Source organism: Methanomassiliicoccales archaeon (assembly GCA_038740345.1).
Lineage (GTDB): Archaea > Thermoplasmatota > Thermoplasmata > Methanomassiliicoccales > UBA472 > JAJRAN01.
This window is the reverse complement of record JAVYMA010000005.1, coordinates 1-20,948: the sequence shown is the minus strand read 5'-3', so window position 1 is coordinate 20,948 and position 20,948 is coordinate 1. Positions and strand designations below refer to the sequence as shown.

20 protein-coding genes are annotated in these 20,948 nt (G+C 52.0%); 5 read left to right on the top strand and 15 right to left on the bottom strand.

Features of this window, described 5'->3' with window-relative positions; translation table 11 throughout:
• Window positions 1–7: 7 nt before the first annotated feature.
• Together QW520_02695 and QW520_02690 are read right to left on the bottom strand one after the other, a co-directional pair.
• Window positions 8–1,033, bottom strand: a complete 1,026-nt coding sequence (locus tag QW520_02695; protein MEM0448712.1) for a uroporphyrinogen decarboxylase family protein — start codon at window positions 1,031–1,033, stop codon at window positions 8–10.
• Window positions 1,034–1,645, bottom strand: a complete 612-nt coding sequence (locus tag QW520_02690) for a B12-binding domain-containing protein (GenBank protein MEM0448711.1) — start codon at window positions 1,643–1,645, stop codon at window positions 1,034–1,036.
• A gap of 237 nt (window positions 1,646–1,882) precedes the next feature.
• On the opposite strand from QW520_02690, the gene QW520_02685 reads away from it, so the two are divergent.
• Together QW520_02685 and QW520_02680 are read left to right on the top strand one after the other, a co-directional pair.
• A complete protein-coding gene (locus tag QW520_02685; GenBank protein ID MEM0448710.1) occupies window positions 1,883–3,121 on the top strand; it encodes an MFS transporter in 1,239 nt (412 codons plus the stop codon).
• A 359-nt stretch (window positions 3,122–3,480) separates the two neighbouring features.
• Window positions 3,481–4,245: a hypothetical protein gene (locus QW520_02680; protein MEM0448709.1), complete on the top strand. Its 765-nt coding sequence runs from the start codon at window positions 3,481–3,483 to the stop codon at window positions 4,243–4,245.
• Here QW520_02680 and QW520_02675 read toward each other — a convergent pair.
• The 4 genes from QW520_02675 to polX form a co-directional block, all read right to left on the bottom strand.
• Window positions 4,226–5,746 (bottom strand): AMP phosphorylase, encoded by a 1,521-nt coding sequence (locus QW520_02675; GenBank protein ID MEM0448708.1) that lies wholly within the window; start codon window positions 5,744–5,746, stop codon window positions 4,226–4,228. The genes QW520_02680 and QW520_02675 overlap by 20 nt on opposite strands.
• Complete coding sequence (locus QW520_02670) at window positions 5,743–7,002, bottom strand: RuBisCO large subunit C-terminal-like domain-containing protein (protein ID MEM0448707.1); 1,260 nt, start codon at window positions 7,000–7,002, stop codon at window positions 5,743–5,745. The genes QW520_02675 and QW520_02670 overlap by 4 nt, the downstream gene beginning before the upstream one ends.
• A gap of 10 nt (window positions 7,003–7,012) precedes the next feature.
• On the bottom strand, window positions 7,013–7,942 hold the full coding sequence (locus tag QW520_02665; GenBank protein MEM0448706.1) for a ribose 1,5-bisphosphate isomerase: 930 nt from the start codon (window positions 7,940–7,942) through the stop codon (window positions 7,013–7,015).
• 165 nt (window positions 7,943–8,107) lie between these two features.
• Window positions 8,108–9,817: a DNA polymerase/3'-5' exonuclease PolX gene (gene polX, locus QW520_02660; protein ID MEM0448705.1), complete on the bottom strand. Its 1,710-nt coding sequence runs from the start codon at window positions 9,815–9,817 to the stop codon at window positions 8,108–8,110.
• Between the two features lie 236 nt (window positions 9,818–10,053).
• Here polX and albA point away from each other — a divergent pair, with 236 nt between their 5' ends.
• Complete coding sequence (albA, locus tag QW520_02655) at window positions 10,054–10,362, top strand: DNA-binding protein Alba (GenBank protein ID MEM0448704.1); 309 nt, start codon at window positions 10,054–10,056, stop codon at window positions 10,360–10,362.
• Window positions 10,363–10,425: 63 nt separating this feature from the next.
• On the opposite strand, the gene QW520_02650 is transcribed toward albA, so the two are convergent.
• Window positions 10,426–11,193, bottom strand: coding sequence for a DUF835 domain-containing protein (locus tag QW520_02650; GenBank protein ID MEM0448703.1), 768 nt, complete (start codon window positions 11,191–11,193; stop codon window positions 10,426–10,428).
• A gap of 60 nt (window positions 11,194–11,253) precedes the next feature.
• Between QW520_02650 and QW520_02645 the strand changes: the two genes are divergently transcribed.
• Window positions 11,254–12,786 carry a hypothetical protein gene (locus QW520_02645; protein ID MEM0448702.1) on the top strand — a complete coding sequence of 511 codons (1,533 nt, stop codon included), beginning with the start codon at window positions 11,254–11,256 and terminating at the stop codon, window positions 12,784–12,786.
• On the opposite strand, the gene QW520_02640 is transcribed toward QW520_02645, so the two are convergent.
• The 8 genes from QW520_02640 to QW520_02605 form a co-directional block, all read right to left on the bottom strand.
• A complete protein-coding gene (locus QW520_02640) occupies window positions 12,787–13,809 on the bottom strand; it encodes a class I SAM-dependent methyltransferase family protein (GenBank protein MEM0448701.1) in 1,023 nt (340 codons plus the stop codon).
• Window positions 13,796–15,028, bottom strand: a complete 1,233-nt coding sequence (locus QW520_02635; protein ID MEM0448700.1) for an NAD(P)/FAD-dependent oxidoreductase — start codon at window positions 15,026–15,028, stop codon at window positions 13,796–13,798. Before QW520_02635 ends, QW520_02640 begins: the two co-directional genes overlap by 14 nt.
• A 260-nt stretch (window positions 15,029–15,288) precedes the next feature.
• Window positions 15,289–15,480, bottom strand: a complete 192-nt coding sequence (locus QW520_02630; protein MEM0448699.1) for a hypothetical protein — start codon at window positions 15,478–15,480, stop codon at window positions 15,289–15,291.
• Window positions 15,481–15,588: 108 nt separating this feature from the next.
• On the bottom strand, window positions 15,589–15,720 hold the full coding sequence (locus QW520_02625; GenBank protein ID MEM0448698.1) for a hypothetical protein: 132 nt from the start codon (window positions 15,718–15,720) through the stop codon (window positions 15,589–15,591).
• Window positions 15,721–16,035: 315 nt separating this feature from the next.
• Window positions 16,036–16,596, bottom strand: coding sequence for a hypothetical protein (locus QW520_02620; GenBank protein MEM0448697.1), 561 nt, complete (start codon window positions 16,594–16,596; stop codon window positions 16,036–16,038).
• 345 nt (window positions 16,597–16,941) lie between these two features.
• Window positions 16,942–17,589 carry a fructose-6-phosphate aldolase gene (gene fsa / locus QW520_02615; protein MEM0448696.1) on the bottom strand — a complete coding sequence of 216 codons (648 nt, stop codon included), beginning with the start codon at window positions 17,587–17,589 and terminating at the stop codon, window positions 16,942–16,944.
• 2 nt (window positions 17,590–17,591) lie between these two features.
• The gene (locus tag QW520_02610) at window positions 17,592–18,533 is read right to left on the bottom strand and encodes a transketolase family protein (protein ID MEM0448695.1); all 942 of its coding nucleotides are present in this window, start codon (window positions 18,531–18,533) and stop codon (window positions 17,592–17,594) included.
• A complete protein-coding gene (locus QW520_02605; protein MEM0448694.1) occupies window positions 18,530–19,492 on the bottom strand; it encodes a transketolase in 963 nt (320 codons plus the stop codon). Before QW520_02605 ends, QW520_02610 begins: the two co-directional genes overlap by 4 nt.
• A gap of 431 nt (window positions 19,493–19,923) precedes the next feature.
• On the opposite strand from QW520_02605, the gene QW520_02600 reads away from it, so the two are divergent.
• A partial coding sequence (locus QW520_02600; protein ID MEM0448693.1) for a hypothetical protein occupies window positions 19,924–20,948 on the top strand: 1,025 nt, incomplete at its 3' end.

Below are 20,948 nucleotides of genomic sequence, written 5' to 3'. Positions count from 1 at the left end.
CCCTTCCTCAAGAGTAATTACCGTATCTTAATGCGGCATCCATGACCCATTTAATCACCGCCCAAGGGACTTGGAACGGCAACTCCCCATGATTATCTGATAGGATGAAACCCCCTCCTGCGGAAGCACTGGATATCGCCTGTCTCACTCTTTCCTCCGTCATCTTCCTCGTCCAGCGCACCATCTCTATACCGTTCAGGTTCCCAATGACTGTCATTCGGCCATAGCATTCCTGCTTCAATTGCGCTAAGTCTTCCAAGGCGCTTACTCCTAAGCCCACCGAGCCGGTCTCAGCAATCTCTTGCACCAAACCTGAGCATCTTCCCGAGCCCATGTGGGTCACGCAAGGTCCTTTGATTGAGGACAAGGTCTCTTTGGCTACCTTTTGGCCCGTTTCGAGATAGAGCCACTTGGGAATTATTGTGGTGGAGGCCATAGGGTCGAAGTAGGCGATGGCATTAGCCCCAGCTTCAAGTTGGAGATTAGCCCATTCGATGCAGAACTGTTTGTTTACCTTCATCAAGGACCAGAATCGGTCTCTATCCTGTAGTAGTAGATCAAGATAAGCCTGGAAACCCATCTGCATCACAGGAAGCGAAAAAGGAGACATCACCACTCCCACTATAGCCACTTCTCCTTCCGCGCTTTGTTTTAGATAACGAGTGCATTTTAGCGTCTGCTGCATAGAGATGCACTGGCTTATCTCAGGGGGCTCTAGCCTATCGATATCCTCTCTTTTGGTCAGCACCGGCCTCGCGACATTGGGAGGGCCATCGTTGAAGAATATCACCTCTCCCCCAAAGGCCTCTGCTTCCGCTGCAGCATAACTCAAGTTGTACAAACAGTCATGCCCGAACATCTCCTGCAAACGCAGTTGAGCCTTGGCCATGCTCTCTGCGCTAGTGAGGTATCTTTTCAAAGGAATATGCAATAACTTTGCTCCATGCATGGTGAAGAGGAGGAAGATAGGCACACGATCCGGTTCCTTGAAGGACATAGCCGTTAGAGTACGCTCCAAAGATGACATCTCCATTCAATCACCTCCACTGAGGGAAAAGGCTATGGTCACAGCCTCAGACGCATCCTTTCCCATGAGGTCCGCGCCCACTTTCTCATAAAGGACAGGGTCGAATAGGAAAGGCGCTCCTCCGACCACCAGTTTCAGCTCGCATCCCAAACTTTTGAGATAGCGGCGCAACTCCTTGACGCGCAGCGCGGAGCGCAGCATGAGGGTGGAGACAAAGAGGATGTTTATCTGGTCTCTCTTGACCAACTCTCCTAGCGAGCGCACATCCTGTCTCCCATATTCCTTGACGTGGAAGCCAGTAGCGCGGAGCATGGAGGTCACTATCTTCAACCCCAGGCTGTGGTAGTCCTCCAAATTGGCGACTGCCAATCTTGGCTCCTGGTGCTCAATCGGTGTGGTTTTGGGCAGGGCGTTCGAGATAATTTCGTCGCAAATGCTTCCCGCCATGTAAACCTGTGCCAAGGCGACCTTGCCCTCCTGCCATCCTTGACCGATGCGGCGCAAGGCAGGAGCCACTACATGCTCGGCCACCTCCAAGGGCGTCATGTCCGAAAAGGCTTTCTCGACGAGATTCACAACTCCCTGTCTATCGAGGGTCAACAGATCATTTTCCAGCACATCAACTAGTTCTCTAGCGTGTATACGATCAGACCCCAGTCAGATTATTGATGATTTTACAATATATACATGACTTCTTCGCTATCATTCTTTCATATTATCTGCTCGCTGGGTGTGCGACTTCGATCGTTTGATTAAACCCTATTCTTCGCTTGTCATGATATTTCATGGTACAGGCATAACTTTATTAGAGACCAAAAGCTGGGCCCGGCTATACTCTCATTAAAAGGAATGCTCATGGATGGCGGAAGCAAATACCTTAGGCAGTTCGATAAAAGGATATGGGCGCTGTTCTTAGGCCGTATTATATCTGCCACCGGCTTCTCCATTGTGATTCCTTTTCTGAGCATATACTTCCATTACGAGCTGGGCGTGCCCATGACCACGGTGGGGCTAGTATTCTTAGTATCCACGGGAGCTGGTGCCATTGGCCAGATATTGGGAGGAGAGGTGGCGGACCGCTATGGACGCAGAAGGATTATGATACTGGCCATGGCCTCTCGCGCCGCCATCTTTCTAGGCATAAGCATCATCATCGCGATGAGTAATGATTTTCTTAGCATCGCGGCCCTGGTTACCTGCTCCTCCTTTGTTGGCTCACTCTTCGAGCCGGCTAGCAATGCCATGGTGGCCGATGTGGTGGAGCCGAGCAGGAGATTGGAGGCCTACGGCCTCATGCGTATCGGTCAGAACGTGGGATGGACACTAGGCCCTCTTCTCGGAGGGATCCTCGCTCTTTGGGGATACAGTACCCTTTATCTGCTCACTGCCCTTTGCTGCGCCGCGGTGGCCATGCTGGTGGCCCTTTTTGTTAGGGAATCTTCCCGTCGCGATCTGCAGCGCAGGCGCATATCCTTGAAGGACATCAAGGAGCTCAGGAATCAGGCCACTCCTTTCCTGCTCTTCAGCTTCTTCTCCATATTCCTATGGCTGGTCATGGCTCAGATGTCCTCCGTGTATTCGGTTTTCGCTGTGGGAAAGGTAGGCATATCTGTAACGGAAGTGGGCTATCTCTATGCCCTCAACGGTATAATGGTAGTACTCATCCAGCTGCCCATAGCCCATTATATTGTGCGCTTCCGCATGAGCACCGTGACAGCGGCAGGAGCCCTCATTTATGCCTTAGGATACCTCTCCGTGGCCTTGGCTGTGGACTTCTGGGCCTTAGCAGGCAGCATGGTGGTCATAACCATGGGTGAGATCATAACCTCACCTTCCTCGATGAATCTGGTAGCTAATATGTCCCCCGAAAGTGAGAGGGGCAGATACATGGGCCTTTTCGGCCTTTTCACCTCCACAGGATGGTCATTAGGACCGTCGGTGGGAGGCGTTCTCTATGATGCCTTCAGCTCGAAACCCCTTTTACTGTGGGGAGGAGTGGCATCTTTCGCCATATTTAGCGCTCTAGGATACCTGTCTCTCAAAACCATAATCAGTGAGAACGTGGACAGGGTAGGGGCCCGTAGCCGGGCCTAGAGCGGAGAATTTATGGTCCTGTATGCTGGCTCATTGGACTTTAATGTATCAGAAAGTCCAGTGTGAAAAGAAGATAAACTGATTTCTACGGAGTAGAAGGAGGTAGCCGAGATGAGGGTTGAGTGAGGAGAATGAATCAAGTCCCAGCTCAATTTTATGCTGAAGCGATCTAGGAAAGAAATGAACCTTCTGGATATGTCGGGATATGTAGGAAGATTTCCATTTCTCCCTCCCATCTTCACGGCTAAACCGAATTGAAAGCTATCCTCTGGCCTCGGCGAATTTTAAGATCCAATCAAGTTCTAAAACAATGATGCTCTTTTGACAATAATTAAGGGCTAGAGGCTCAATGATGGTTCGTGAAGGTGATAGGCCTTTATACCGAGGATTTCCAGAGATTCTACCAACTGGTGCGCCTACTTAAGAAAAAAGGAGAGCCTTTCATCTCCTTGGGAAGAGAGGGCAAGGTACCCTCCACCGTGGGGGTGGTGATCACCACTGAGGCTGAGCGGAAAAAAGTTGACTTTGAGCATGTCGTGGTGTTAGAGGATCCGGAGGAGGCCGTGAGCATGGCAAAGTGCATGCTAGCAGGCGGCATCCGCTTCCATACCGTAGTGGTGGGAATCGACCCTGGGAAGAATGTGGGCCTGGCCGTTTTCGGTGAAGGCAGGATGCTAGCATCGGAGACGGTGCGCACCCCGGCAGAGGTCCCCAAGGCCGTGGCCAAGATATTGAGATGCCTGACCTTCTCCAAGGCCATTGCCAGGGTAGGACACGGTGATCCTACCAAGGGTAACCTCATAATTCGTGAAATCTGGGATATGTTTGATGAGATAGAGTTGGTGGATGAAACTGGCACTACCATCAGGTCGGAGGAGCCTGACGCTGAGGCGGCTAAACGTATCGCTATGACCAAGGGAGAGCTCCTCGTCGAGCCACCAAAGATTGAGCCCACACCGGGAGAGCTAAAAGATCTTAAGCGCCTTTCCCGCTTGGAGAGCCAAGGGAGCGTAACCATCTCCTCTCGGCTGGCGCGCTCCGTAGCCTTAGGAGAGCTTACTTTAACTCAGGCTATAGCTGAACAGAGGCGCAGTGAGCGCAGAATCAGACCTGGAAGCGAGTAATGCCAGGCATGCGAGCTAGCACCATTCCTTCCACCACCACTGGTTCCAGCTTCTTTGACAGGGCAACGGCTTCGGCTAGTTTGTTCTCATTGTCAGCATAAATGGTGTAGAGAGGCTCTCCCGCGTCCACCTTGCTGCCTGCCTTCTTGGAAATGAGCAAGCCCGCGCCTTTATCCTTAGGGGAGCCTGCAGCCCTGGCGATTTTCACCAAAAGCTTGTTATGTATGGCTCCGACATATCCCGACTTCTTCGCCAGCACATCAGCGCTATACTTCCCTATGGGGATATCCTCTGATTTAATGGAGGGATTGCCTCCTTGTGCCTGCACGATCTCCCGGAACTTCTCAAGCGCTTTCCCCGATTCCAATATCTCTCTGGCTCGGTCGTAGCCTCTAGCTATTCCGCCCATCTCGAGGATGATGCCAGCTAGTGTTAGTGTCTTCTCTATAACACTATTTGGCGACTTGGCCCCCTCTAATATGGAGATTGCTTCACGAGCCTCCAAGGCCGGTCCTATAGCACGGCCGACTGGTTGCCCACCATACGTCACTGCGCACTCTACCCTCATCCCTAGCTTCTCTCCTAGCTCAATGAAATCGCGGGCGTACTGCTTGGCCATATCCATGGTGGGGACCTTGGTACCCATGCCCATGGGGATGTCGATGAGCAGGTGGTCGGCTCCCACAGCCTTCTTCTTGGACATTACGCTGGCCAAGAGCTGAGCGTGGGGGTCGATTCCTAAAGGATACTCCACCCTGATGATTATGTCATCAGCTGGTGCGAGATTCAACCCACCTCCCCAGGCCATTATGCCTCCCACCGATTCGGCTATGCTCTTGAGCCTCTTGGCGTCGAAGTTCACGTTGGCGAATACCTCTACGATGTCCGCAGTCCCTGCCGCCGAACTTATGGCGCGGGAGGACGTCTTAGGTATCAGCAGTCCCGCCGCCGCCACTATAGGGACTATAAGGAGCGTGACTTTATTTCCAGGAACGCCCCCAACGGAATGGAAGTCGAAGACTGGGCCTCTATCGAACTCAATGGTCTCACCCGTTTCGACCATGGCCATGGTCAGGTCCACGGTTTCGCGGATGTTCATCCCGTTTATGTGCAAAGCGGTGACATAAGCAGCCAGCTCGACCTGTGAAAGATTGTGAGAGGAGATGTCTTGAATCAGGGCGCGTATCTCCGCCGTGCTGAGCTCCATGCCGTCCATTTTCTTTTTTATGTACTCCACCGATTCTGGCTTCCCAGTAGGGAGCACCTCCAGGACCTCTCCCACCTCAGGGCCGATATATTGGAATGCCTTTCCCAGCAAGCCGACCTCTCCAGGCTTGAGGTATCGCTCAGTGGTGTGCACAATGGCAGTCACGGTGTCGTTTTCATGCTTGAGTTTTATCCGGTCCTGCTCCCTGACCCCCAGCTCCAGCGCGTCCGTGGTGTGGAGGAGGGCTGTGAGCTCTCCGGTGTCCATATCAATGTATTTCGCCCTAAGCTTCATTTCATCCACTTCTCCAGAGCCAGGCGCAACTCCTCATGGTCTTTGGCGTATTTTTTCACCGGTATGCCTTCTGAGGCCGCGTCCACGGCTTGGGAAAGCGCTCGTGCTCCTCCGCGCACCCCTTGAGGATGACCTGAGACGCCGCCTCCAGCCTGTATTTGGAGGTCCTTTCCTCCTATCTTCACCAGTTTCTCTACCAACCCAGGATGTACACCGCCGGAGCAAACAGGAAGTGCAGGCTTCAACGATCCCATCTTCTCCACGCAGGCTCTCTGGGAAGCCAGGTCCTCCTTTGCCTCACCGTGCATCTTTCCCACGCCGAAGGTTCCTATGTGAATTGCATCTCCACCGCACATGCGCGATAGTTTGGCGAAAACGCTCCACGCTACCCCATGGTCTGGGTTGCGGGTAAATGCGGCATGGAAAGTGCGATGCACATGAATGGGAAGCTTGATGGAAGGATCCTCTGCCAACACCTGGACGGCGGCGAATCCTGCTGTCAAGACGTCCACCATCAGCTCCGTCGCCCCTAATTCCTGTGCTCTCTCAGCTACTTCCAGCACCTTCTCGCCTCTAGTGGTGACATTGATGGCATGCATCATTCGATGACCTGTTTCCTCTTTCACTCGATCTATGGCCTCGGCGATTGCTACCACTCTTTCCTCCAATGGACAGAACTTCTGATTAGTCAGCGTCTCGTCATCCTTGCCGTTGGTAAGGCCTCCCATCCCTGCCTCATAGATGTAATCACCGTAACCCTGTGGAGGGAGTCCGATCTTCGGTTTCACTATTGTGCCTACCAGGGGTTTCTCTGGCCGTTTTAATATCTTTCTCATTCCGGCGATGCCGAATTTTGGCCCCTTGAACTCCTTAATCATCGACTTGGGGAAGATACAATCTTCCAAACGCACCCCCTGAAGAGCCTCTAATCCGAAGAGATTGCCACATATTACGCTCATAGTCTGGGGCACGCCTCCGATATCCAATGAGAAGTCATCCAGGGGAAAGGCGATGGTGCAGATGTTCTTCTTGATGTCGATAACCTTCCCGCTGTAGGCTTCAAATATCCTCTCGTCTAAGGTACTGATGTCTGTCCACGTGCCTGTGGATTGCTCGGTGGCGATGGCCGCGGCTGCGACCTTCATCGGCAGCTCCGTCTTTACCTTGTAGACACATACCACATGCGCGTCCAGGTCTATTTTTTCTCCCAAATGTAGGTACTTATCAGAATATTCCATGCTCTCACCTTTGCTCATTTACCTGTGCTCATTCACGAAATATGAACTCATGCCCTAATTCCTTGACGATGATCTCATAGGCGGCATAGGGAGGAACTACGCCCACCTCAGTCACAATGGCGTCGATGTAGTCGGGAGGCGTGGCATCGAACACAGGGTTTAAGATCTTCGTGTCCTCAGGGACCTCTCCTGGCTTAACCACTTCTGAGGAATCCCTCTCCTCTATCTCCACCAATTCCCCGTAAATGGTGCGGGGGGAGAACTTAAAAGTCTCGGCTGCGACAATAAAAGGTACCCTAGCCTCATGGGCCGCTAGGGCAATCTGAGACGTGCCTATCTTGTTGATGAGAGCCCCATTAGAGCATATAGTATCGGCTCCCACCACCACCAAATCCACGTCTTTCATGAGCCACCTAACGGCGGAGTCAACGATCAGAGTAGGCTTGATTCCGGCATAGGAAAGATCGCGGACAGTCAACAGTCCTTGTCGCCAAGGGCGGGACTCGGTGGCGAAGGCCTCGATCCTCTTCCCCTCCTTGTGCGCTTGGATGATGATGCTGAGGGCCGCCTTGGAGTTACAGTGGGTCAGCACCACGTCCCCATCGCGGATCCTCCTCGCCCCCATTCGGCCGATCAGATCCACAGCCTCCTTGGAGCGTTTGATGAATGCCTCGGCATTGGAGACTATCTTGGAGCGTATCTCTTCCACGCTCATATCCACTGTCACGTTCCTGAATACCGACTGTACCCCATTCCAAAGCGATACCGCGGTGGGCCTTGACGCTAATAGAGACGACTTAGCCTCCTCTAGCAGACCCCAGAGCTCCTTAGGATTGTTCCCGGCATAGGATTGGGCTTCCTCTCGCAGAGCCTCAGCCGCCTTCCTGGCAATTTCCGCGGCTCCTCTTATCTCCATAGACCTTATGGCCGCAGCTGTACTCAAAACGCTCAATCTCACGCACCATCACGGCATATCTTGCTCGCCGATGATAAAACATTGGCTGAGATGAGGGCTATGAAGAAGAAATGATAATGTCCTCTCCATTCATGCTAAGCAACGCTAGTTCGCCGATATCACACGAATTCGAGCCTCGGTGGAGAGCGAGAGGGGAAAGTATAGGCTTTATTTGCTGAAAATTTCGACCAGATCCTGCACGCCAAGAGAGTTCAGCAGATGCTTGGATTCCAGCCATCCTCTTCTAGCTGTTGCCACACCATACACCATGTTGTCCAATTGGGAAAGGGAATGCGCATCTGTGCCTATGGCGATCATGACACCTCTCTCTCGAGCCTTCATGCAGTTTAAGTCGCTAAGGTCGAGTCGATTGGGGTCGGCATTCAGTTCTAAGCAGACTTCATTCTCCTTAGCGGCATCTAGGACCTTCTCCATGTCAATGGCATAAGGCTCCCTCTGCTCGAGCAGGCGGCCTGTGGGGTGTGCCAATATATCCATCCAGCCGCTCGATAGAGCCCTTACTACTCGCTCTGTCATCTCCCTCTCTCCCATCTTGAATCTGGAGTGCACGGCTCCAATGACATAATCCAGTTCCTTCATCACATCCTCAGGATAATCAGGATCACCATTTTCCAGTATGTCCACCTCCGCCCCGATCAGTATTTTGACTCCCTCCACCCGCTGCGATACATTATGTGCGACGTCGATATTGCTCCGGAGCCTCTCGACGCTAAGTCCATTGGCCACCTTCAGGCTTTGAGAGTGGTCCGTGATTCCCACATATTCATACCCTTTTCTCTTGCAGGCGTAAGCGATCTCCTCTATGCTGGCTGAGCCATCACTAGCTAGAGAATGCACGTGAAAATCACCTTTGATCTCTCTTAGCTCTATTATCCGGGGCAGGCGGCCGTACATCGCGGCCTCAATTTCTCCTCTGTTCTCTCGCAGCTCTGGTGCCATGATCTCCAGCCCTAGGGCGCGATATATATCCTCCTCTCGCTCGCTGGCCACAAGCTCGCCACCCTTGCTGAAAAGACCGTATTCATTCAACTTCATCCCCTTATCAATGGCTAAGGAGCGTAAGGCAACGTTATGCTCCTTACTGCCAGTAAAATACTGAAGGGCCGCTCCGAACTCCCGCTCCTTCACTACTCTCAAATCCACCTGCGTGCCGTCCTTTAGCCTTACCACTGATTTTGTCGGGCCCCTCTCCACCACCTCTTCTACCTCTGGGAAGGAAGCGAAGGCATCCATCACCTTATCAGGCTGGTCCGTTGCCGCAAGCAGATCTATGTCACCAATGGTCTCCTTCATCCTGCGCAAAGATCCGCCAAGGCTGACGAGCCTTGTTCCGGCGGTGCTGGTGATATGCTCCCTTATCCTCTCCGCCATAGGATATGCATAGCCCAAGAGCATCCGGCCGCTCCTTCTTCTCATTAGTAACAAGCCTTGAAGAATGCGCTCCTCGGATTTAGGACCAAATCCTTTCAATTCCCTTATCCTATGTGATTCTGCCGCCTGCTTCAATTCTTCAAGAGAGGAGATCCTGAGCTCGCGGTACAGCGTCATTGCCGTCTTAGGCCCTATGTCAGGCACGCGCATGATCTGCAGGAGGCCTGGTGGCAACTCTTCCCTAAGCTCTTCCAAATATCGTAATTTGCCAGTATCCAGAAGCTCCTCTATCTTCTTGGCGATGGCCTCTCCCACCCCTGGTATGTCCCTTAGGTTATGGCTCTTGCGATATTCCATCAGCTCTTGCTTGAGGGTCTCAACACTGCGGGCTGCCCTACGGTATGCATTAGGCTTGAAGGGAACCCCCTTCAGCTCCAGAAGATCCGCCACCTCATACAGGACCGCGGCCACCTCGGAATTCCGCATCTTAGATGAAGGAATAGTCCTCTATTAACTATAAATGAATGTCAGGATTTTTTTGATGTCCAAGAAACTACATCTAATGATCAACAATGTGGATTCTCAAGGATATATGAAGCTTGATTAATTTAAGCGAAGAAGCTAGCTTCCATCTCTATTTTATAACGATTTTGATGGCATCTCGTAGTGGATGGAGGTTATAATTAGAGGCTGGACAACAGATTTATATATTGAACTTCTGTATGATAAGGAAGGGCAGTCAAGGAGGGCTAGGATCAGTGGCTGAAGAGAATACGGTTTACATCGGGAACAAGCCCACCATGAACTATGTGCTGGCTGTGGTCACCCAGTTCAACAATGGAAGCAATCATGTAACCATAAAGGCTCGAGGGCGTGCCATAAGTCGGGCGGTGGATGTGGCTGAGATAGTGAGGCACCGTTTCATTCAAGAGGTAACCATCAAGGACATCAAAATAGATACTGAGACGCTCAAGGGAGAGGGAGGAGCTCAAGCAAACGTCTCCTCTATCGAGATATATATGAGCAAATGACCAGGATGCCTTACGGAACCCAATTTAACGGTCTAGGTTGACTGATTTACCCATGCGAAGCTTTTAAGCGACCTCGCGCTCCAAGGCCTTGAGCTCTCGCTCCTCCAGAGCTCCAGGATCCACTGGGATCATCATCATTCCTTTGGCTAGTATTACTTGATCACGCACTCCCTGGATGAATTTTAGCACATTCTTGAAATCGTTTTGCGTGATAAGATATTCCATACCCTCTAGGATTATGTGTCCTCCCTTGTTCTCGCTCAGAAAGGTCTTTATCATGGTGTTAAGGCGTGGGAGGTCCGTGGGGGAAACGAGCTCACATGTCAGTCCTTCTTCCTGCCTCAAAACCTCCGTCTTGGTTAGCCAGACCGTCTGACAATCCACGCCAAAGCGTTGGCGCACCGAATCTGGAGGAGTGCGAAGGATGCAGAGGGCCTTCCCCCCCGAGGCCAAATGTCTCTTAAGATGGTCCATGGGTCCGTTCAGATCGCGGTCCTTTATTAAATAGAGGTTAGCGGGTCTCGCTTCCAACCTAGGTTCTTGCGGTGTTTTGGGAGAGGGTTTGCTTTCTAAATCGGCTTGTTCCAAGAGGTCCGCCTCAGCTGGCATCCGGCGTCTTTTATTCTCCACCTTCTCTTTTATCGCCATGCGCTGCCCTTTGACAAGAATCTGCATTTCTCTGCTGTTGAATCCCTTACTGGTCAAAGAGAGGAACTCCTCCCAGGCCTCCCTAAGGCCATCCTCATAGCCTTTGATGTAGGCTTCCGCATAGGAATTCCGCTGTGCCATGGCATCCCCCTTCATGGAGAGAAGCAACCTGCCAATACACAAAACTTCTCCTCCTCCCTATTTAGGAAAGATACTTATCGCTGTCGCATACTTGGTCGTCGCATGCAAGGACGGCGGGTACGCTTCCGCGGAGTAAAGGCCACGCCTAAGGGATTGGAGAAGGACCTGCTTGAAAGGTCACGCCGCTTGGCAGAGGACCCCTCTCTCCTTATACCCAAGTGTGAACAGGGCTGCCGACGCTGTCCTTTCGATAAGCTGCTTAAAAAAATGGAAAAGGTGCAGAGATATAAGGAGGATGCCGAGTATCTAATATCCTTGGCAAGCCATGGCGATCAGTTAGTTCGAGCCTATGCTGCCACCATCTCCCTCCAGGCTTCGGGGAAGATACCTTTTTTGACCGTGCGCAAACTTCCCATAGGAGACGTGTCCTACGCCGTCCGAGGCAAGGTGGAGGCGGAGAAGCTCATCGGAGTGCAACATTTCGACGATCCAGACTTGAGGCTCCTGGCATTTTGGGACATAGCGAGGCAGGAGGATGTGCATATATATTCTGAGACGGAGGGGCTGAGATGCTCCGAAGCCGCAAAAGCACCCCCCTCCTTCGTCAAAGAGACCTTGGAAAGCATTACCTACGAGCTTGATCAGCAGCACTCCTGCGGACATCGTGATGCGCCTTTGACCCTACGGGTGGCATGGGCCTCCGCTGGGATAACCATCACCATCTGCTCAGATTGCGCTGAGCGCGTCAACTTGCTGCAGGAGCTTACCTCGAGGATCGCCGCTAGAGACCCCACGGACGATTTCTCCCTGGAGGTGCGCTATTCTCCCCTCTGCGTCTCCCACTCCGTCTGTCCTACCAGAACTCCCTTTTCCATGAGCCAGGCACTGAGAGAGAGATATCGCAAAGGAGAGATTGACGACGTTTCCCTTATGGAGCGCTATTTGGCCGAGCGCGAGTCGAACCTTCGCAAGTCCTCCCGTGAGCTCTACATCCTTGGCAGCATGTGCTATGGGAGCGACAAGGAAGCCTTCATCGCTGCGTTGAAGGGTAGCGAGGGCGAGATCAAAGCTATATCTGGCTTGGTGAGAGCCAAGCCCATGGTGATCCTATCTTCCTCTGATCAGACCTCCAAAGTGATCGCTGATATTTGGCAAGAGCATAAAGAAAACCTTCTTAGCCAGGTGTCCGTGGAGGAAATTTGGAGGCCGCTGCTGCAACAGGCCCCTTCCATGCCACCCGGCCAGATGGTGCAGGAAGCTTATAGATTGCAAAGGAGCCGGGGAATAATTGATAGGCTGCCGCAATACACTTTCAGAGGCCCCATCGGCAGTATGACCGATGATCTAGCGCGCGCATTCAAGACCGAAGGAAGAAGCGGCATGGTGCGCGCCATAGACCGCTATCCTGCGAGGGAGCATAGGGCAAAGGCGGTGGTCTATGGATTCTTGATGGCTATAGGAGAGGCGGATTCGCGTGCTTGGCAGTTCACGGCGGAGGAGAAGGATTTCGGGAAGTACTTGGCGGAGTTCATCAGGACACTTCTCGAGAGCGAGGGAAAGGCATACGACGAGGCGCTACGGAATGTGCTCATGGCCTGCGGAGCATCCGAAACGCTCCAGAAAGCTGAGAGATGATCAACCTCGTACCTTTATGTCCAGGACATAATGGGATATGGAGGGGGCGAAGGACTTGACCTCTCCTTTGTAGATGATTTCCCAATCTCGCCCCTCTGCAGCCTCCTCGATGCGTCGCAGGGGGCGATGTGGCCATTGGTCTATGGGGCAGGTCTCATGATAGTGGATTATACCTCCTGCCCTGACTAACGAGAAGGCTTTGGGCAGGAATTCGTGAGTGGTCCCCAGATAGCCCATCACCACTCGATGGGCGAATCCCTCCCCGGGTAGGTCGCGGTTGTCCCCTAGGAAAGGTTCCACCACTCCCTGCAATCCATTCAGCCGCACGTTCTCCAGCAGGTATCTGTGGGCTAAGGGGTTTATCTCGCAGGCCACCACCTTCAGGGCGCGAGCATGCTTCGCCAAGGGAAGAGTGAAGTATCCTATGCCCGCGAACATGTCCACTACCGTCTCCCCTCGGCAATCTAGTCGGGACATTCTCTCCTTCTCCGGGAAATTGCCTGAAGAGAACATTATCCTTGCCGTATCCAGCTTATAAAATATGCCGTTCTCCTTATGCACTGTTTCTGTGCCCTCACCCCATATCACCTCCAGGTCGGGAGTGCGATGCAGGCCTGATATAGGTCCTCGCTCATGGCAGACAGTGCGTGCACGAAGCACTTTGGCGTAAGCCTGCGCGATCTCGCCTTTCATATGGTAAAGCTCCTCAGGAATGCGAATTATCAGCACATCGCCTAAAAGCTCCCATTTCTGAGGCAGATGCTTCTCCAGTTCTGTAGGCAGGGTCAGCATCCTTCGCACCTGCTCGCTTGGAGGAACGTAATAAGGCCGGGGGCATGGCTCACCCTCCACTATTTCCAGGTCGAGGAGCGTATCCATGCCTTGCAACCTCTTCTCTTCCACTGGAATGAGAACATATCCGCCTTCCTCGTAAATGCGGTAATCCCGGCGCAGCGCGCCTAGTGCAGCAATGCGCCTGCGCACCCTCTCCGCCCTCTCTTTAGGGACTTTAGCCAGCTTCATCTCGGCCCCCGCTTGAAGAAGACATCCTCTCGTTTCTGGAATTCTGTCTTGGTTGATAGAAGAAAGTGCCTAGGAAGGAAGGCGTGAATTTAAGTAATGAGGGAGCGGCCCGGAGGACGTATGGTGCCAGTTCCATAGGGTAATCGATATCGCCTTGGTTAAGCACAGATTCCACCTCGGGTCGGGAAAGGATGCGCCCAATTTCTTTAAGCTTCTCATCGCTTAGCCTGATGAAGGCGCGACGTAGCAGCATTCCTCTCTCCAGCTCTTTGCCTATGAGGCTTTTCCACTTCTCTTGATACTCAGATAGCGTCCTTCCGCTGTAATCATCCCGAGAGAGGCATATCAACGAAGTCTCAGCGGCGCAATGCGCTGCTACCATTCCAGTATATAAGCCTCCACCGCTCAGGGGCTTAGCCTGTCCTGCCGCGTCTCCGATGAGCATTAGGCGATCAGCGTATGTCCTCGGGGCAGGGCCTAAAGGTATCATGCCCGATATGACTCGCACCCTTCTCTTATCTTGGAGTCCTACTCGCTTCAGCAAGCTGGTGAGGTATCTCATGGGAGACTTATGATTCATGGAAACGCACAGGCCCACACGCGTCATTTCCCCGCACGGTATGCGCCAGGCGAAGAAGCCAGGCGCAACTTCTCTTCCCAAGTAGACAAAAAGCATATCTTGCTCTTCCTCTCTATATGCTAGATCCATCTGAAGTCCTCTTACCAAATCCTCTGGTGGAAAAAGGCCTGCGGAATGAGCCACATTGGACTTGTAACCATCCGCCCCCACGAGCAGCTTGGCCTTGAACTCCTGAATGTGCCCTTTAAATCTGCAGCGTACCAATACGCAGCCACTCTGCTCATGCGAAAGGAACCTCGTGCCCAGATGCAGCTCCGCTCCTTTGTCAATGGCGAATTCAGCCCTGCGGCGGTCGAAGGCAGCTCGATCTATCACCACTGCCTTGACCTCTCGGGAGCGCACCTCTACCGTCTCGCCGCCAGGAAAATGGAAATAGGCGCCTCTGATCTGATTTATGATTGTGTCCTGGGCCTGGGCCATCTCCACCACCCGTGGCGTGACCAAGCCGGTGCATTGAACAGGAAGGCCCACCTCCTCATGCTCCTCCACGATGACCACCTTGGCTCGGGAGGCAGTTTCAGAAGCGAAGGTCGTGCCTACTGGCCCTCCGCCAACCACTAGGAAATCGCACTCCTTCACATCACGGTGTAGCACGCATGGCTATTTGGAAATTTGGCATGCAAGGTAGTAGGCGCATCGTATATTCTTTCATTTCCCTTTTTAGTTAGACTTCTAATTTCCTGTGGCTTTCCTTAACCGGGAGGGGCCACCATTATCATGGATGTGCGGAAGTCTCTATTTCGCAAAATTGTCGATAGCGATCAACGATATTGAATTTTGAATTGATATGAAGTTAGAGTTCAAGGTCATCCTGCGCGCAGGATCGAAGGGCATCAGAGCTAGCACTCTAAATCAAGACGTGCCTTGAAGCCAAACTCATCCTCCAACATCCTCCATACGCTATCGGCACTATCCGCCTCCTGAGCCAGCTCGTCCTCTCTCAAATCCTTAATACGCCCGAACCGTAGCGTAAGCTTGCATGGATATGTTGAGCTACACTGCACCTCATCGAAGGCCACTTCTACCACCATCCTCAGGCCTGACCTGTATTTTCCAGCCGCTCTCCGATGTCCCCAGCGAGAGCAGCTTCTTCGTCCTCTCTTCAAACTGCCGGTCGGGGAGGCCCTTTAAAGTCTTTCCTACCCATTCGAATCCCGATTCTGTCCTAGTTCCAAGTTAATAATCGTTGAGCCATCCTTCTCTGCGTGCATACCCCCAACCGCGCCAAGAATCACTACATCCAGAGTGTGGCAGGGCTTATCTTCAGCCAATGCTTTCCCCTCTTCCCGCCAAATTAGGACTCGCAGGATCCTTGACCATCAAGCCTTTATGCCCCTCTGCTAAAGAACTGTGGTAAAATTCCCGGGCTATGGATGATTAATCGAAGCACCAGAAGCTCTTGGGGAGTGATCTCTTCCAGTACCTCCCACCTCTTTCTATAAGGTAGGGGATAGATTTTTTGGTCCTCGCGGATGAGAGCATCGAAAAGGAAAAGACGAAGGGACACGCTCTAATATGTGACCTGGATATGATGGACTCGCATTTACCCCCTAATTACTTACTGCAAGGGAGGAGGGTCGATGGGATTAGGCAAATATACCCCCCTCCACTATGAGTTCGTGGTCACTGGGAAGTTCTCTGGTCAAATCCACTATCTCTGTTACGCAGGATGTCCTATCCATGAGCTTGCCTGAGAAAACCCGAATCTCCTGCCCTATCCTGTGAATCTGTAACCTTGCATCGTCCCATTTGAACTCCAAGATCGTCCCTTTGAGGAGGATAATGGCCTCAACCAGAGAAGAGCACACATCTGCTAGCATAGGACGAAGAGGAGTGAGTATGCGGACCATTGAATTTTTTGCCAAAACTGACTTTGCGAGTTTCATAGGCTCCTGGCATAGCTCTGCTAAATCGCCTCTCCGCATTCGAGCCGCCCCAATCTCGTCACCCAAGGCTCCCCAGGCCAAGGCGAGGGCTTCTATCAGCATGCTTTCGCTGGCTCCGTTGCGCATCCCACCACTTAGGCTGCGCAGCAGGAACTTCTTCTCATCCCTCTTTTGGCCTAGCATCCCGGCCAATGTGTTCTCTTTCAATCCTTTGGCAGTAGGACTTGAAGCATCGGCAGTGTCCCGGAATCTGCGCTCCACTTCTTAAAACTGAAATCCCCTCCTCAACATCCAACGTGCGCCGGCCCGGGCTAAATGCTTTCTTCACAGCAACGTATCCTAAATTAAGGCTTCACTTCTGATTCTCAGGCAACATGCGCTCCAAAAGCCAGAAGTACAGCCGATTCCATTCCCTCTATGTCAATAGATGTGAGGAAGGATGCGATCATCCTCGCTTTCACTGTTCTGTTAGATTCCTTCTCAAGAGGGGAGGAGAGTTTGGCTGAGTTTCGAAAGAGAGTACATATTTAACTTCGAGGAGCCGAATCTAATTGATGATTGAGGACGCGCCCCTTATTCGTCGAATGAAAGATTCTCCATCTAGACTCATCCTTTGATGACCTTTTCCCAATCTTTCTGGAAACGTTCTATTCCGACATCGGTCAGTGGATGATGGAACATCTTTTTAAGCACGTCATAGGGAACAGTGGCGATGTGAGCTCCCATCCTGGCTGCCTGTTCCACATGAATAGGATGTCGCACTGATGCCACTATGACCTCAGTATCGAAATCATAATTATCGAAAATGTCCAATATTTCTGCAATGAGCTCCATGCCATTCTGCCCCACGTCATCAAGACGGCCGACAAAGGGTGATACATAGGCTGCTCCCGCTTTGGCGGCCAGCAGCGCCTGGTTGGCGCTGAAGATGAGAGTCATGTTAACCTTTATTCCTTCTTTGGACAAAGCCTTGGTGGCCTTAAGGCCATCCTCGGTCATAGCGATCTTTATGACGATGTTATCGTGTATCCTCGAGAGCTCTCTGGCCTCTTTTACGATATCTTCTGCTTTGGCGCTCATAGCCTCAACTGACACCGGGCCTCCCACGATCTCGCATATGCGGCGGATGATGGTCTTAAAATCCCCTTTTTCTTTAGCTACCAAGGTCGGGTTGGTGGTCACCCCGTCCAATATTCCCCAGCTGTCTACTTCCTTGATTTGCTCCAAGTTGGCTGTGTCTATGAATATTTTCATTCTTATCTCCTCCTCATTACCTCTTCGGCCGCTTCCACGATCCTCTCCGCTGTCAGGCCATATTTGCGCATCAGCTCCTCCCCTTCCCCTGACTCACCGAAGGTGTCCATCAGACCGACCCTGCGCAAGGGTACCGGTTGGTGTTCTACCAGAAAAGTTGCAACCGCAGAACCTAGACCTGAGAGCACATTATGCTCCTCTGCTGTAACGATGCAGCCTGTGCTCCTTACCGCATCTTCCACCAGCGCCTCGTCCAATGGCTTGATTGCGCTCATATTGACGACCTTTGCCGAAACATTGCGTTTCTCCAGCAGCTCGGCCGCCTCTAGGCAGCGAGAGACCATTATCCCGCATCCCATGAGCGTCACATCTTCACCTTCGCGAAGGATGCTTCCCTTGCCGATTTGGAAAGGATCCTCCCATTCCGTAACGTTGGGGAAGTCGACCCGTCCCATGCGCATGTAGCAGGGCCCCCTCCATTCTGCGAAAGCCTTGGTCATCTTGTATGTCTCTATGGCATCCGCGGGCACTCCGACGGTGAAATTTGGCAGGGTACGCATGAGCGCCACATCCTCTCCCGTTTGGTGCGATGCGCCGTCCCCGCCCACGGTGATTCCAGCGTGGGTAGCGCAGATCTTGACATTCAGGTTAGGATAAGCGATGGATTGCCTTATCTGGTCCCAGCATCGACCAGTAGCGAACACAGCGAAAGTGGATGCGAAGACGACCTTACCCGAGGCAGCAAGGCCGGCGGCCACGCCCATCATGTTCTGCTCGGCGATGCCGCAGTTGAAGAAGTGCTCAGGGAATTCCTTGGCGAAGTCAGCGGTGCGCGTGGAACTGCTCAAGTCGGCATCCAATACCACCACGTCTTTACGGGACTTGCCTAGCTCTACTAGAGCACGCCCATACTCCTTCCTTTGGGAGGCATAAGACCACTTCATATTTTCTCCCCCAGCTCCCTTAGCGCCTTCCTCATCTCCTCATCATTAGGTGCCTTGCCGTGAAAGGAGAGAGCATTCTCCATGAAGCTAACACCCTTTCCCTTGACAGTATGAGCCAGGATCATGGTGGGCTTGTTCCGCACCTCCTTGGCTTTGTCGCACGCATCCAAGATCTCGCGCATGTTATGACCGTCGATCTCGATGACGTTCCAGCCGAAGGCTCTCCATTTATCCGCCAAAGGCTCCAAGGACATGACTTTCTCGGTGGGGCCGTCTATCTGCAGTTTATTGCGGTCCAGGAATGCAGTCAGATTATCCAGCTCATAATGAGCCCCCAACATGGCTGCCTCCCATATCTGACCACTCTGCATCTCTCCATCACCACACAAGCAATAAATGCGGTATGATTTACGATCCAGCTTCGCTGCTAAGGCCATTCCATTGGCTACGCTCAGGCCCTGACCTAGAGAACCAGTGGACATCTCCACCCCTGGTAGCTTTCCTTTGCTGGGATGACCCTGCAAGCGACTTCCGAGCTTTCGCAAGGTGAGCAACTCCTCCACCGGAAAATAACCGCTCTCCGCTAAAGCTGCATAGTAGGCGGGTGCGGCATGTCCTTTCGAAAGGACGAAGCGATCGCGATCTTCCCAATTAGGGTCAGTTGGCCGATGGCGCATGACCTTAAAGAATAAGGCGGAGAGGATATCCGCGGAGGATAAAGAACCGCCGGGATGTCCTGATCCGGCCGCCCTTGTCATCCTGATGATGTGCCGCCGAATAAGGTTGGCTCTACGCTCCAGCTCAGCGATGACGTCATCAGGGTAGGCGGTCAATCTAAGCACCTCAAAGGCAAGGAGTGGGGAATAATAAGGATACCAGTTTAAACCTTTTGGCACATTCCCATTTAGGGAACCGGGAAATGCCAGGATGCCCAGCGAAGATTCCTCAAGGAATCGCATGAGCGTTGCACTCAGAAAGCGGCTTAGTCTAAAGCGAGCCATCTTAAGGTACTGAGATCTGCACGAAATTTGATTATGAGGAAGGAAGAGAATGCCCATGTTCGCTGATTAGGAGAGCTCTGCTCTTGCATTCAAATTCAATACAGCTGAAAGTATGTCATTTTCCAATAATTTAGACAAATCGCATCCTGCGAATGAGATGAAGGGATGTTAGCCTAGGATTCGAATGCAGTCCAGTTTATATCGTACGCTCCATTAGATAAAAACGGAACCCATCCACGCGAGCTACCTCTATAATAGTGGATGCGAAGACTTTATCATTCAAGATAATATGTTCAACAGATAAATTGTCCAGCAGACTCGCTGAATCGGTCTCGGCACTCTCAATGGTGCTATTAATCGTATTTTCATCCTTAGCTCAAGCGAGTACTATGGCAATCGAAGATGATAAAGAAAATTCAGTCATTATGTCTATGCCTTTCGTTGGAGTAGACGATACTACAGTATTGGTCTTTGCCGTGCTGGCTCACTGTTATGAAGAATCGAGCTTTTGGGGGAAGAACATGAATTTCCCTTCCCCGGATGACGAGGTTTTGAAATGCGGTTCTCTGGCAGATTTATGGCACCAATATTTCTGGCTGTGCAATTACTATGGTCTAAACCTGGTGCGATTGGGGGCCTCGGACATGTGGGGCACAAAAGTTCTGTTCGAGGCGTGGAGGGACCGCACGTCAAGCTTCTATGAAGTTCTCAATGAAATGCTTCGCCAGGCCAACGAGCATGGAGTTTGGGTTTGCTTGGTACTCGCAGGGAGCCAAGAATATCCTGCTTACAATTTTAGAGGGGAGGGCTCAGTCTTCGAAGTGGGCTCGGAGGCCTATGTGAATTATATCGAATACTGCGCAGCGATAATGTCCGTAATGGACACTAGCGATTATTCACGAGCGATCTTCTCCTACGATTGCTGGAACGAGCCTGATCACCTCTCAGTTAATAAGGCTCATTGGAAAGGAGATCAGATGAAATTCAGGCACTGGGCCGAGAATATCTCTTCTACCCTCTGCCCTCTGACCGAAAATATGGTGGAGATGGGAACGGCTGGATATGCTGGTGCAGGTGGACTTTGGTCAGAATGGGGCCTCGGCTCTTTCCTTAATATTACCGGTCTTACAGGTTTCGATACCTGTCATCTGCATTTGTATGCCAGCGTTGAGAAAACTTATCTCATAACAGATCCTCTCAATTGGAGCGCTTATGTGGGCAAACCCCTCCATTGGGGGGAGGTGGCGAAGAATGACGTCTATCCTCTTCAGAGATGGGCGTGGTTCGAAGAAAGGTTATTGGAGCAGAAAGCATTCGCCTGGTGCAACATGGTGCTACGGGGTACACCGGGCTATCCCTTCACAGGAACAATACCTCCGCATGAGAATTCTGATGTCCATAACGGGGCCGTTTC